This is a genomic window from Streptomyces sp. NBC_00019, from assembly GCF_045041015.1.
Classification (GTDB): Bacteria; Actinomycetota; Actinomycetes; order Streptomycetales; family Streptomycetaceae; genus Streptomyces.
In genome coordinates this window covers 826576-838804 of sequence record NZ_CP108302.1, presented here as the reverse complement: position 1 = coordinate 838804, position 12229 = coordinate 826576, and the positions used below count along the sequence as shown (strand labels likewise).

Below are 12229 nucleotides of genomic sequence, written 5' to 3'. Positions count from 1 at the left end.
GGCCTCGTTCGTCTGCAGGTGGCCGGGCTCATGCGGAGCCCGGCCACCGGTGAGGTGTGCGGCGCGGCTACGGGGCCATCTCGTACGCGCCGGACAGCGCCTCGACCCGCTGCCAGACTCGCTCCGTGCGTGCCGGGTCGACGACCGGACGGCGGACCGAGCTCAGGGCCCACTCCTGCTGCTCTTCGGTCGCGGAGTCCTTGCCGTGCAGTTCGACGGCGTGCCCGGAGAAGTCCCGTACGAGGACGGCGAAGAGTTCGTCGAGCACGTCCTCGTCGAGTCCGGTCAGGGCGGCCTGCTCCAGGACGAGCTCGCCGTGCACGACGAGCGCGAAGAGCTGGCCGATGGAGAGGACGAGGTCGAGGTCGCGGCTCTGCTCCGCGTCGGGGCCGGCCGTGGCGACGAACTCGCAGAGCGCGTCGGCCTGTTCGCGCAGGCGGGCGACGTTGGGCAGATGCGCGTACGCGTCGAAGGCCGGGCGCCAGTCGTGGAAGCGCACCGAGCCCAGGCCGCGGGCCGGACCCTGCCGGAACAGGAAGTCGTCGTCGGCCGCGTCGAGGCGGGTCGGCACGCTCGGGTAGTCGGCCGGGTCGAGGAGGTGGCTGCGCATGAACTTCAGGATCAGCGCCAGGTTGACGTGGACCGTGCCCTCCAGCTTCGGCAGGCCGCGGATCTCCACGGCCGCCTGGCCGAAGTAGTTGTCCTTCTCGAAGCCCTTGGCGGCGATCACGTCCCACATCAGGTCGATGACCTTCTCGCCCTCCGTGGTCACCTTCATCTTCGTCATCGGGTTGAAGAGCAGGTAGCGGCGGTCGTCGGGGCCGGCGGAGCGGAAGTAGTCGACGGCGCGGTCGCTGAACAGCTTCATGCCGACGAGCCGGACGTACGCGTCGGTCAGCTCGCGGCGCACGTGCGGGAAGGCGGTGACGGGGCGGCCGTAGAGGACACGGTTGTGGGCGTGGGTGACGGCCTCGTACATCGCGTGTTCGCAGATGCCGATGGAGGCCGTGCACAGGTTGAACTTGCCGACGTTGACGGTGTTGAGGGCGGCGTCGAAGGCGGCGCGGCCGGTGTGCAGGACGTCCTCAGCCGTGACGGGGTAGCCCTCCAGGCGGAACTCGCTGACGAACTTGGACGAGTCGACGACGTTCTTGACCAGGTGGTAGTTCGGGTGACGGCTGTCGGCTGCGAAGAACACGTAGCCGTCGGGGCCCTCGACGTCGGTACGGCGCCCGAAGACGGAGACGAGTCCGGCGGCGTTGCCGTTGCCGATGTAGTACTTGGAGCCGGTGGCGCGGAAGCCGCCGCCGTCGCCGTCGGGCGTGAGGAGCATGTCGGTGGAGTAGATGTCGGCGCCGTGGGTCTTCTCGGACAGGCCGAACGCGAAGACCTCTCCCTGGGCGAGAAGTTCCGCGGCGCGGTCGCGGGCCGCGGTGTTCTCGCTCTGCCAGACCGGGCCGAGGCCGAGGATGGTGACCTGCCAGGCGTACCAGTAGTCCAGGCCGTAGAAGCCGAGGATCTCGTTGAGCGCGGCGATACGGGCGGTGTCCCACCGCTTGTCCGGGGCTCCTTCCGGTGCGGCGGACGACGGCGTCAGGAACGTGGCGAACAGGTTCTCCTTCGCGGCGAAGGCGAGGAAGTCTCCGAGCCAGGCCCGGGTCCGGTAGTCCTCGATCAGCTGCCGCTTCCCGCGCTCCTCGAACCAGTCGACGGTGGCACGCAGCAGGCGGCGTGTCTCGGGGTCGAAGTGCGCGGGGTCGTAAGTGCGCGGGTTGAAGAGCAGTTGGTCAGCCATGATGAGGGCCTCTTTCGGCGGGCGGACGGATGGGAATCATGAGGTGGGGCGGCCGGAGGGGAGCGGAGGTGCGGTCGGCGGGCGCGGCGACGTCAGCGGCCCGGAGTGAACCGGGCCAGCGTGGTCAGCACGTCCTCCAGCCAGTCGATCATCATGCGCTCGTACGCGATGCCGCCGCGCAGGACGACGTGCTGGAGCTCTCGCTCCGCGTCGAGCGGTGCCTGCGGCGCGGCGGCGTTCGCCTCGGGCCCTGTGAAGTCCCGCTCCTCGCCCGCGAGATAGTGCTCCAGCCGGGCTTGGTGCGCCTGCCGGTGTCGCTCCACCTCGCGGATCAGGGCGGTGGGGTCGTCGAAGGCGGCGCCCCGGATCTTCACTGCCATGTCGTGGCGGACGCTGTCCGGCTCGATCGGATCGTGCAGCCACGAGGACAGCGCGGCCCGGCCGAGGTCGGCGACGGAGTACTCCTTCTTGTCCGGCCGGCCTTGCTGCGGGACGTCCCGGACGTCCACCCAGCCGTCGTTCTCCATGCGCTTGAGGACGCGGTAGATCTGCTGGTGGGTCGCCGTCCAGAAATATCCGATGGACCGCTCGAAACGCCGGGCCAGCTCATAGCCGGATCCCGGTTTCTCCAGGAGCGACACCAAGATCGCGTGTTCGAGCGCCATGACGCCGATCGTTCTATGCAACTCGTTGCATAGCAAGTCTCACCCATGCCGATGCGACGCGGCTCACTCTGTGCGGGGGCCACGGAATGTCGCGCCGACGGTCGACGGGTGAGCCGTTGTTGGCCATTCTTTGGGCTCCGGCCGACGCCCTGGAAGCGGTGATGCGTGTGAACGACGAGACTCGCGGCATCTCTTCGGCCCGCACCGACACGGCGTCCCACCGTGCCCTCGCGCACGGTCGTGAACTGTTGCGCGACGGCCCGGTGGCGGATGCCTGCTCGGCGCTGCTCCGTGCCGCCGCGGAGCTGCGTGAGACGGACCCGCCGCTGGCTCGCCGCGCCCTGCTGGCAGCGGCATCGGCGGCCTGGGCGGCCGGTGACCGCGACAGCTACCGACGTGTCTTCACGGTGGGCCCCTGCCGCGTCTGCGGTGCCGGCAGCGAGTCCACGCTCTGTGCCGAGGGATGCCCCGAGGCCGCTTGGAGGTCCCACCGCATCGGCATGAGCGCGATGGTGGAAGGGGACTTCCGACGTGCCGTCGCGGTCCTGGAGCCCCGGTTGTACCAGGTCACGACCCGGGCGGAGACGAGCGAGCTCCGTGAGGCCGGCGAGGTGGCCCTCCTTCTGGGGCGGCTCCCCACCGCGCGCCGGCTCCTGAGCCTCGCCCTGGCGTCCGCGCGCTCCGCCGGAGCGGAGGTCACGGTTCCGGGCATCATGGCGCACCTCGCCTACGCGGAGCTGCGGGAGGGCCGCCACCCCCAGGCCCGTGCCCACGCGGAGGAAGGGCTGGCACTCGCGCAGAGACTCGGTCAGCGCAATGTCGCCGCCGACCTGTCGGCCGTGCGCGCACTCGTGATGTCGATCGCGGGTGACCTGCCCACCGTCCGTGCACGGATCGCGGACGTCCTGGCCGTCGCGCAACCGCATGGGCTGGCCCAGGCCGCGTTTCTCGCCGAATGGGCTCAGGCGCGGGCGGAACTGGGGGCGGGCAAGGTCGAGCGGGCGGCCGCCCGGCTGGCTCCCCTGGTCCAACCCGGCGCCCGGCAGGGCCACTTCGGGCTGTGGTTCCTTGCCGTGCCGTGCTTCGTCGAAGCCTGTGTCCTGTCCGACCGGGTCCTCGACGCGGCGGAGATGGTCGACCTGTTCGCCGTCTGGGCGGATCTCGGCGCCGACCCGCAGGCTCCGGCGCAGTTGGCGCGCTGCCGCGCTCTCGTCGCGCCCGCGGACCGGAGCGAGGAGCTGTACCGCAGCGCGCTCGCTCACCATGAGCAGGCACCGGGTCCGTATGAACACGCGCGCACCCATCTGGCCTTCGGCATGTGGCTGCGTCGTCGGCGCCGGCCCACCGAGGCACGCACGCAGTTGCGTGATGCGCTGATGGGTTTCGAACGCTGCGGTGCGGTGTTGTGGGCCGGGCGGGCCGGCGCGGAGCTGCGGGCGGCCGGCGAGGTGACCGGGACCGGCGAGGCGGGGGTGCTGTCCTCGCTCACCCCGCAGCAGGTGCGCATCGCACGGGATGTGGCGCGCGGGGCGACGAACAAGGAGATCGCCGCGGAGCTGTCCATCAGCATCCGGACCGTCGAGTACCACCTGCGCAACGTGTTCGCGCAGGTGGGTGTCCGGTCGCGCACCGGCCTCGCCCATCTGCTGGCGAACGTCGGCGAGGACCAGGACCGGACGGGGCCGGAACCGACCTGATGTCCGTACACCGCTGTGACCGGCGATCTCCACGGTGCGACGCGGTGCGGGTGAGTGGCCTGTGGCATGACTGGTGATTCCACTGATGACTGACTTTTAGTCAGCCCCTACGTTGTTCCCCGCCGGATGACTCGTGTCACGTCCTCGGGTACGACGCCCTTCGCGCGGCGGACGATGCCTGGCCCGAGGGCGCCGGAACCCTCACCCTCGAAGGAGCCGCCATGAGTGACGACCCAGAGACCTCCCGTCCCGCGCACACCCCGCACCGCCACCACCGACGCCGCCGTTTCGGGCGCCTCTCCTCCGGCGTCGCCACGGCCGCCGCGCTCATCGGCCTGCTGACCTCGCTGACCGGTGGAGCCCAGGCGGCCGAGAACCCGTACGAGCGGGGCCCCGCTCCCACCACGGCGAGCATCGAGGCCAGTCGGGGTCCCTACGCCGTCTCGGAGACCAGCGTGTCGCGACTCGCCGTGAGCGGCTTCGGCGGAGGCACCATCTACTACCCGACGAGCACCGCCGACGGCACGTTCGGCGCGGTCGCGGTGTCACCGGGGTTCACCGCCTATCAGTCCTCGATCGCCTGGCTCGGCCCGCGCCTCGCCTCCCAGGGCTTCGTCGTCTTCACGATCGACACCCTGACCACCTCCGACCAACCGGGCAGCCGCGGCACGCAGTTGCTGGCCGCACTGGACTACCTGGTGGACCGCAGCACGGTCCGCGGCCGCGTCGACGCCGGGCGCCTGGGAGTGATGGGCCACTCCATGGGCGGCGGCGGCACCCTCGAAGCGGCCAAGTCCCGCCCCTCGCTGCAGGCCGCCATCCCGTTGACCGGTTGGAACCTGGACAAGACCTGGCCGGAGATCACGACTCCCACCCTTGTCGTCGGCGCCGACGGGGACACCATCGCGCCCGTGGCGACGCACTCCGAGCCGTTCTACGCGAGCCTGCCCTCCGCCACCGACCGCGCCTACCTCGAACTGCGGGGTGCGACCCACTTCACGCCGAACACGTCCAACACGACGATCGCGAAGTACAGCATCGCCTGGCTGAAGCGGTTCATCGACAACGACACCCGCTACGAGCAGTTCCTGTGCCCGCTGCCGGCCGTCAGTCTCACGATCACCGAGTCCCGCGGCAACTGCCCGCACACCTCCTGACACCTGGAACGCCGGGTTCACCCGCCTGGCCATGAAATCGCCGCCGCACGGCCCTTCCCGGCCGCGCGGCGGCGACAGCGCGGTCAGGCTCCGGACGCACACCGCTCAGAGGGACAGCACCGCGCGCACCCTGTTCCCACCCCCGCCGACCGGATCCACATCGAGACGCTCCGCCAGACACCGCACCATGGCGAGACCTCGTCCGCTCTCGCCCCAGGCCGTCAGCGGTCGCACGCGTGGCCGGCCGGTGCTGCCGTCGTAGACCTCGACGGTCACCCCGGTGTCGGAGATCTGCAGACACAGGCGGCAGGCGCCACCGTGCCGGGTGGCATTGGTGACCAGCTCGGAGACGACGAGCGTCGCGTCGTCGATGTGTGAGGCGTCGAGCCCCGTCACCCCGAGGCCGGGCCGGGCCAGGAAGCGCGCGGTCAACCTCCGCGCCCGGCCCGCCGATTCGGCCTGGTCGGGCAGTAGGAACTCGACTCGTACGGAACGCCGATGGGTACGCCGACGCGTACGCATGGCGGATCACTTCCCCTCCGTGGACGACCGGTCCCCGTGGCCGCATGCCGGGCCGCGCATGTCCGGCCCGGCCGGGCCTGTCCTTGCGTGATGCCCTGTGCGGGTGATCGCCAACCGGGAACCGGCGCGTCGGGCTCCTCGGCCCGGGGATGAGGCGCCTGGTGCCGAGGGGCTGCCGTCCTCGTCCGCCAGGAGCGCGGTCGCGGTACGGCGGAGCGCGGGATCGGCCGCGGCAGCCATCAGCCGTGCGGCCGCGGACGCCTCGGTCCCGGGCGGGACGACCAGCAGGTCCCAGTGACCGACGCCGTAGGCGAAGAGCCGGATGGTGTGCGGGTCGAACCCGGACGTGAGCCAGGCGGCCTTCACCGTGCGTCCGACGACGGGCAGGTCGCACGGCGCCTGAGTCCACGTGTCACGGTGTGCGGTCAGCCGCGTGACACGTCCCCGCGAGGTGTCGAACGCCTGGATGAGAGCGGGGAGTTCGGCCGGCAGATCGTCGGAACGGGGCCACCAGGCGCCGCTCACCGGGCCGTGCGGAAAGGTCGGTGGGCGCAGGGTGAGCCGAAGGGGGGCGGGGAAGGCCCGGTCGGGCGCGGCGCGTTGACCGGTGGGCGCGTCCATGTCGCGGTCCCTGTCCCCGGGCAGCGATGCGACGGCCCGGTGTCGTGGTGCGCCGAGAACGACGCCGACGGAGAGCCGACGTACGAAGAACTCCCGGTTCCGCTCACGCTACTCCGCCCCGACGGGACGGCGGGGCGGGCCGTCCAGACGCCCTCATCCGGGGGGCGTGGACGACCCGGTGGACGCCTACGCGCGCAGCAACCGCTGGGTGATCTCCCGGTACTGCCTCAGTGCGAGCCGGAGTTCGGTGGAGTCCGTCTCGGGGTCCCGGTTCTGCCAGTCGGCACGGAGGGCCTCTCGTTGCTCCGCAAGGGCCTGGACGAGCTGGGCGGTGGCCTCGTCGAAGGCGGCCTCGGCCTCGTCGAGCGCCTCGCGCGGGGTGTCCGCGAAGGTGTTGACGGCGTGTCCGAGACGCCGGACGATCTCTTCCCGCCTGTCCGCCGGGAGCAGGGGCTCCGGGCCCGGGGTGCGGCGTCCGGCGCGGCCCGGGGTTTGGTCCGCGGGCTGTTGGGCGCGTGTCTGGTCGTACATCGTCGTGTGTACCGCTTCCGTCGTGTCGGGGCACCGCCTGCGCCGTACTGCCAGTCAACGTCCGGCGAGGGTCCGTGTCAACGCGGTGAGGGTGCGGGCGCGCCCTGGCGGAGGTCTCCGGCATGCGCAGGCCAGGACCCTTCCGTCCAGGAGGGGAGTACCTTGGGGGGAACGAGGGTGTTTCGTGCCTACCCGACAGGTCGTCCTGAGCACGTCACCCACCCATCAGGGGCAGCCCGTGACCCCGGCCGCACCTCCGTCCCAGCGGCCTTCGTAGAGGTCAAGGAGCCCCTTCCATGTCACCCAGCCCCACCACGCCTGTTCCGACGGCCCCGCCGGACACCGCCCCGCCGCCCCAGGGCTACGACGGGGCGTCCCCCTTTCCACTGGACGGTCCGGCGCCCGCGCGCGACGGCGGGGAGCGGCTGTACGTCTCGGTGACGGCGTTGATCGTCGTGCTGCCGTTCGTGGCGCTCGGCCTGGCCGGCTGGCTGCTGTGGGGGAGCCTCATCCATCCCGCGGACATCGTCCTCGCGCTGGTCCTCTACATGATCACGGGCCTCGGAGTCACGGTCGGCTTCCACCGTGGCCTCACCCACGGCGGCTACCGGGCGAACCGTCCCGTGCGGATCGCACTCGCGGTGGCCGGTTCGATGAGTTTCCAGGGCGACGTCATCGGCTGGGTCGCCACTCACCGCCGCCACCACGCCTTCACCGACCGGCCCGGTGACCCGCACTCCCCGTACCGCTACGGCACGCATCTGCGCGGACAGTTGCGAGGGCTGCTGCACGCGCACGTCGGCTGGCTGTTCCGCAACGACCGTACGCCGCCGGAGCGTTACGCCCCCGACCTCCTGGCCGACCGCGACATCCGCGCCGTCGACCGCGCCTTCCCGGTGCTGTGCGCGCTCACCCTCGCCCTGCCGTTCGGTGCCGGCTGGCTCATCGGCGGGACCTGGGTGCACGCGCTGACGGCCCTGCTGTGGGCGGGATTCATCCGCATAGCGCTCCTCCACCACGTCACCTGGAGCGTCAACTCCCTCTGCCACATGATCGGTGAGCGCCCGTTCCGCACCCGGCGCCACGACCGGGCCACCAACCTGTGGCCGCTCGCCCTGCTTTCCTTCGGCGAGAGCTGGCACAACCTCCATCACGCCGACCCCACCAGCGCCCGGCACGGCGTCGACCGCGGTCAGATCGACCCGTCGGCCGCCGTCATCCGCCTCTTCGAACGGCTCGGATGGGTGCACGACGTGCGCTGGCCGAGTCCGGATCGAGTGGCCGCCCGCCGTGCCTGACATCGACCACTCGCCCGCGCAAGGCAGTTGGCAGGAGATCTCATGACCACCGCACTGCAGTCCCCGCTACCCTCCCTTCCCGTCCTGCGCCTGCGCCTGGCACCTCGCGGAGGTATGCCCCGGCCCATCGACGGAGCGTGGTGGCCCCGTTCGTACGACCTGCTCGCCGAACTTCCCCAGCTGCTCGCAGGGCTGCCCCGCGCGTGGGGTCACATCACCAGCGCCACGGTCAACGGAGCGGCATGGTCCGCTGTGCCCGGCCGGATGCTGGTCTTCAACCAGGTCGTACGGCTGCGCAGGTCTCTCACGGTGTCCGCCCCGCACACCATCGTCCTGCTCGCCCCAGGCCGGGGGCGCTGGGACCTGCTCGTCGTGCCTCCGGACACGACCGAGGCGGCCGCGGAACCGCTCATGGCGGCCGCGGTCGCCGGTCAGCCGTGACTGTTCGGCATCGGAGACGCAGGGCGGTCAGCTGTTCCGGTCCCCGGGCCGGTCCGTTCGGCCCGTCCGGGGAGTAGGCTGAAGGTACCGAGGATATTTCGCGCACCGGCTTCCACGCCGTGTCGTTTTCGGCGATCGAATACGCCGGGCCGGTCGTAGCCGGCCCGGGGCAGGGTCCGCGTCATGATTGCGACCGTCTCCTCCTCGCCGACACTCGAAGCCGATGACCTGTCCTCCGTTTCCTCCTCGCTCCCTCTGCGTCTGTCGCTGGCTCCCGCCGGTTCCGCACCGGCTCTGCTGGACGGCGCCTGGTGGCCCCGCTGCCGCGATCTCGGGGCGGAACTCCCCTCTCTGACCGCGGTACTGGACCCGTTGTGGGGGCGGATCACCCGGGTCACGGTGAACCCCACCCACTGGCCGGTCATCCCGCGCAAGGTGCCCGTCGCCGGGCATGTGGTGAAGGTGGGCTGGTTCGTGAACGAGCAGGACCCGAACGAACTGCTGCTGCTCTCGTACCGCATGGGCCGCTGGAACCTCCTGGTGATCCCGCCGCAGACATCCGCCGTCTCGGCCGCCTGGCTGATGGCCGCCGCGAGCGACCCGCTGCGCACATCGACCGCCAGCCGGTTGATGGAGGAGGCCGCGAGCCTGCGGACGGTGTACGAGGACGACCGGACCGTGCAAGCGGTCTGGGACTCCGAAGGCGGACACGAGGCCCGCGACCCGGCCGTACGTCCACGGATCCCGGCCGTAGCCGCCGGGCTGCCGCATCAGTCGACGGGGTGGTGAGGGCGATGGAGATGTTCGTGACCGTGGCCGTGATCGTGGCGATGATCGTCCTCGGGGTGCTCCTCATCCACCTGCTCAACTCGCAGCACAGCGACGGCGTTTCCGCCTTCCACTACGGCCGCTCCGGGATGCCCGTCCAGGGACCGGCCTCGCCGGTGCCGCGGAAGGCCCACGCGAGGCTCCGCGCCAGGCGCCGTAACCGCAAGGCAAAGGAGTGATCCCGGCCGCGTGACGCTGCCCGAACAGGGACTCCCGACGGAGGGGCCGTGCGCTCTGCCCAGCTGAACGTCTACCGCCATGACCGCGACACCCGCGCCCTGATCACCCTCGCCGGGGAGATCGACTTGGCCACCGCCCCGCTCTTGCGCTCCGCACTGACCGCATGCGTACACGACGGCATCCGCACCGTCGACGTCGATCTCACCGCGGTCACCTTCTGCGACGTCAGCCACGCCCGCCACGGGGTGAGACAGGAGTGCGAAGTCGCCGGCCTCTGCGGCCGACCACGCAAGACGCTCGGCCGGGAGACCCCGGCCGAGCGTCTGTGCGAACTGTTCGCGGTCTGAAGGTGTTGGTCAGCCGGCCTCGGTGATCCGCCACCGCTGGTTGGAACCGGAGTTGGCCTGCCACGTCGTGACGGCCGCGCCCTCGTTCGTCGCCTGGCCGCCGACCTCCAGCAGCCGCCCGGTCGCCTGGTTCACCAGCGTCCATGTGCCGTCGCCCGTGGTCGACAGGATCCACTCGGTCGCCGGGTCCCGCTCACCCGTGTCGGCCTCGATCACCGGCACGTTGTTCCGCACGGCGAGCCGCTTGTCCTCGGCCGGGTTGGCGAAGACGTAGCGCGCACGGTTGCTGCCCTTCTTGCCGTACTTCGCCTCCAGCCGCCACTCCTGCGCGACCGTGCCGTTGGCCGAGTTGATGGCCAGGCTCGTGCCGTTCGCGCCGACGGTCACCGCCTTGCCGCTCTGCACACCGGTCAGGGTGTAGGACTTGCCCTTGCTGAACAGGCTCGCGTCCTTCGCGACACCGGAGACGCCCTTGACGGCGAACGAGGTCACGGACTGCGCGGGGACGGTGAACGTCGCCTTGCCGTCGACGACCCGGACCGGGGCCTGCTTCACGAGCTTGCCGGCGGCGTCGGTGACGGTCGGGGTGACGGTCGCGTCACGCTTGATCTTCCCGAACTTCGACAGGTCGATCGTCACCGCGCGCGGCGCGGTCGTGGAGTTGACGTGGACCAGCGTGGCACCCTTGCCGTCCTTCGTCACCGCGGCGGCGCTGGAGGTGTCGTCCACCTTGACCAGGCTGTCGCCGGGCTTGATGAAGTGTGTGAAGTTGCGGGCCGTGTCGAACTTCGTGTTCGTGTAGATCGGGCAGGACTTGAGGGTGTCGGCCGAGGTGCAGCTGAACGGCAGCTGGATGGAACCCCAGTTGCCGCCCTTGGCGGACTCGCCGCCCGGCTTCATGTTGTCGTAGTCCTCGACCGGCTGCCAGAACACCCAGGCCGTGGGCTCCAGTTCGCGCAGGTCGTTCACCATCTGCTGCGCCAGGCCCAGCCCGGGGCGCATGTCGGTGAAGCTCTGCCCGTCGCCCCAGTCGCCCTCGACCTCGCTCATCCACAGCGGCTTGTCGGACACCTTGGCCAGGTCACGGACCGTGGTGCGCTGACCGGTGCCGTAGGTGTGGACGTTCATCTGGTCGACGAGGTCCTTGGACGCCTGTGAGTAGGAGTTCCAGTTGGTCGCGAACAGGCCGGGGTTGGTCTCGTCCATCGCCGATATGTCGGCCTTGACCTTGGCCTTCTTCAGCGCCGGAGCCAGCGCGGCCAGCACCTTCTCCTGCATCGCCGGCCCGATGTGCGCACCCTCCTGACGACCGCCCACCGGCTCGCCGTTCGCGTCCAGACGGGTGCCCCAGTAACCGGTGTTCGGCTCGTTGAACGGGTCGACCGTGTCGACCTTGATGCCCTCGGACTTCTCCAGCCGCTTCGTCACCCCGGCGACGTAGGCGGCGAAGTCGTCGACCGAACTCTCCTTCAGCTGCTCGGCGTTGGCGTTGAACCCGCCCGAGACATAGCCGCTCTCGGTCATGAACCACGGCGGAGAGTTCGAGAACGTCTCCCAGTGGGTGATGTCCTTCTTGATGCGATCGACCCACCAGCGCTGTGTGGCGTCCGCCTTGCCGTTCCAGTCGGCGGAATCGTCGGCGCTCCACCAGTCGGTGTCGGTACGGGTCGTGCCCTGAGGTGCCTTCCACCAGCCCTCGACCGCACCACCGGCACGCAGGTAGTCCTTCACGTCGGGGGCGTTGCCGCCGCCGATGTTGTAGCGCGCGATGTTCAGCGCCAGACCGTCGTCACCGAAGAGCAGATCGGCGAGCTTCTCGCGGATCTCCTTGGGGTAGTCGCCGGTGGCGTTCGCGAACCAGACCAGGCTGGTGCCCCAGCCCTCGAACTTGTCCTGCTTGTACGACGGATCGGGCTGGACGGTGACCGACGCGGTGACCGTGTCGGCCTGCGCGAGCGGCGCGGGGACGGAGAGCAGTGCCGCTCCGGTCGCCAGCGCGGTCATCGACGCGGCCCCGAGAAGCCGTCTGCTGCGGGTGAGTCCTGCCATCGTGTGCTCCCAGCTTCATAGGTGGAAACGCTGCGGTGGTCCCTCCCGCCGGTGGTACGGGAAGGGGTGCCCCCGGGCGGGCCATGTGCCGCCCGGGG

13 protein-coding genes are annotated in these 12229 nt (G+C 70.6%); 7 read left to right on the top strand and 6 right to left on the bottom strand.

Annotated features, from left to right (window positions below; translation table 11 throughout):
• Positions 1-67: 67 nt before the first annotated feature.
• Together OHU89_RS04130 and OHU89_RS04125 are read right to left on the bottom strand one after the other, a co-directional pair.
• A complete protein-coding gene (locus tag OHU89_RS04130) occupies positions 68-1795 on the bottom strand; it encodes an acyl-CoA dehydrogenase family protein (protein WP_405639892.1) in 1728 nt (575 codons plus the stop codon).
• A gap of 92 nt (positions 1796-1887) precedes the next feature.
• Positions 1888-2460 (bottom strand): PadR family transcriptional regulator, encoded by a 573-nt coding sequence (locus OHU89_RS04125; protein WP_405639890.1) that lies wholly within the window; start codon positions 2458-2460, stop codon positions 1888-1890.
• 167 nt (positions 2461-2627) lie between these two features.
• On the opposite strand from OHU89_RS04125, the gene OHU89_RS04120 reads away from it, so the two are divergent.
• Entirely contained in the window at positions 2628-4157 is a 1530-nt protein-coding gene (locus OHU89_RS04120; RefSeq protein ID WP_405639888.1) for a LuxR C-terminal-related transcriptional regulator, read from the top strand.
• Between the two features lie 221 nt (positions 4158-4378).
• A complete protein-coding gene (locus OHU89_RS04115; protein WP_405639886.1) occupies positions 4379-5314 on the top strand; it encodes an alpha/beta hydrolase family protein in 936 nt (311 codons plus the stop codon).
• Between the two features lie 105 nt (positions 5315-5419).
• Here the strand turns inward: OHU89_RS04115 and OHU89_RS04110 are convergent, their stop codons facing one another.
• From OHU89_RS04110 to OHU89_RS04100, 3 genes are all read right to left on the bottom strand, one after another.
• Positions 5420-5836 (bottom strand): ATP-binding protein, encoded by a 417-nt coding sequence (locus OHU89_RS04110; protein WP_405639884.1) that lies wholly within the window; start codon positions 5834-5836, stop codon positions 5420-5422.
• A 6-nt stretch (positions 5837-5842) separates the two neighbouring features.
• Positions 5843-6457: a DUF5994 family protein gene (locus OHU89_RS04105; RefSeq protein WP_405639882.1), complete on the bottom strand. Its 615-nt coding sequence runs from the start codon at positions 6455-6457 to the stop codon at positions 5843-5845.
• 186 nt (positions 6458-6643) lie between these two features.
• Positions 6644-6988 (bottom strand): hypothetical protein, encoded by a 345-nt coding sequence (locus tag OHU89_RS04100; RefSeq protein ID WP_405639880.1) that lies wholly within the window; start codon positions 6986-6988, stop codon positions 6644-6646.
• 296 nt (positions 6989-7284) lie between these two features.
• Between OHU89_RS04100 and OHU89_RS04095 the strand changes: the two genes are divergently transcribed.
• The 5 genes from OHU89_RS04095 to OHU89_RS04075 all read left to right on the top strand — a co-directional run bounded on the left by OHU89_RS04095 (position 7285) and on the right by OHU89_RS04075 (position 10082).
• On the top strand, positions 7285-8286 hold the full coding sequence (locus OHU89_RS04095) for an acyl-CoA desaturase (RefSeq protein ID WP_266897577.1): 1002 nt from the start codon (positions 7285-7287) through the stop codon (positions 8284-8286).
• A gap of 42 nt (positions 8287-8328) precedes the next feature.
• Positions 8329-8727, top strand: coding sequence for a DUF5994 family protein (locus OHU89_RS04090; protein ID WP_405639878.1), 399 nt, complete (start codon positions 8329-8331; stop codon positions 8725-8727).
• Between the two features lie 183 nt (positions 8728-8910).
• The gene (locus OHU89_RS04085; RefSeq protein ID WP_405639876.1) at positions 8911-9516 is read left to right on the top strand and encodes a DUF5994 family protein; all 606 of its coding nucleotides are present in this window, start codon (positions 8911-8913) and stop codon (positions 9514-9516) included.
• A gap of 5 nt (positions 9517-9521) precedes the next feature.
• Positions 9522-9734 carry a hypothetical protein gene (locus OHU89_RS04080; protein WP_405639874.1) on the top strand — a complete coding sequence of 71 codons (213 nt, stop codon included), beginning with the start codon at positions 9522-9524 and terminating at the stop codon, positions 9732-9734.
• A 48-nt stretch (positions 9735-9782) separates the two neighbouring features.
• Positions 9783-10082, top strand: coding sequence for an STAS domain-containing protein (locus tag OHU89_RS04075; protein WP_405639872.1), 300 nt, complete (start codon positions 9783-9785; stop codon positions 10080-10082).
• A 9-nt stretch (positions 10083-10091) separates the two neighbouring features.
• Here OHU89_RS04075 and OHU89_RS04070 read toward each other — a convergent pair whose 3' ends face one another.
• Entirely contained in the window at positions 10092-12131 is a 2040-nt protein-coding gene (locus OHU89_RS04070; RefSeq protein ID WP_405639870.1) for a glycoside hydrolase, read from the bottom strand.
• Positions 12132-12229 lie beyond the last annotated feature (98 nt).

Excerpts from the sequence above, each read along its gene's own strand:
- OHU89_RS04130 (WP_405639892.1), bottom strand. The coding sequence starts at position 1,795 with ATGGCTGACCAACTGCTCTTCAACCCGCGCACTTACGACCCCGCGCAC.
- OHU89_RS04125 (WP_405639890.1), bottom strand. The coding sequence starts at position 2,460 with ATGGCGCTCGAACACGCGATCTTGGTGTCGCTCCTGGAGAAACCGGGA.
- OHU89_RS04115 (WP_405639886.1), top strand. The coding sequence starts at position 4,379 with ATGAGTGACGACCCAGAGACCTCCCGTCCCGCGCACACCCCGCACCGC.
- OHU89_RS04110 (WP_405639884.1), bottom strand. The coding sequence starts at position 5,836 with ATGCGTACGCGTCGGCGTACCCATCGGCGTTCCGTACGAGTCGAGTTC.
- OHU89_RS04105 (WP_405639882.1), bottom strand. The coding sequence starts at position 6,457 with ATGGACGCGCCCACCGGTCAACGCGCCGCGCCCGACCGGGCCTTCCCC.
- OHU89_RS04100 (WP_405639880.1), bottom strand. The coding sequence starts at position 6,988 with ATGTACGACCAGACACGCGCCCAACAGCCCGCGGACCAAACCCCGGGC.
- OHU89_RS04095 (WP_266897577.1), top strand. The coding sequence starts at position 7,285 with ATGTCACCCAGCCCCACCACGCCTGTTCCGACGGCCCCGCCGGACACC.
- OHU89_RS04090 (WP_405639878.1), top strand. The coding sequence starts at position 8,329 with ATGACCACCGCACTGCAGTCCCCGCTACCCTCCCTTCCCGTCCTGCGC.
- OHU89_RS04085 (WP_405639876.1), top strand. The coding sequence starts at position 8,911 with ATGATTGCGACCGTCTCCTCCTCGCCGACACTCGAAGCCGATGACCTG.
- OHU89_RS04080 (WP_405639874.1), top strand. The coding sequence starts at position 9,522 with ATGGAGATGTTCGTGACCGTGGCCGTGATCGTGGCGATGATCGTCCTC.
- OHU89_RS04070 (WP_405639870.1), bottom strand. The coding sequence starts at position 12,131 with ATGGCAGGACTCACCCGCAGCAGACGGCTTCTCGGGGCCGCGTCGATG.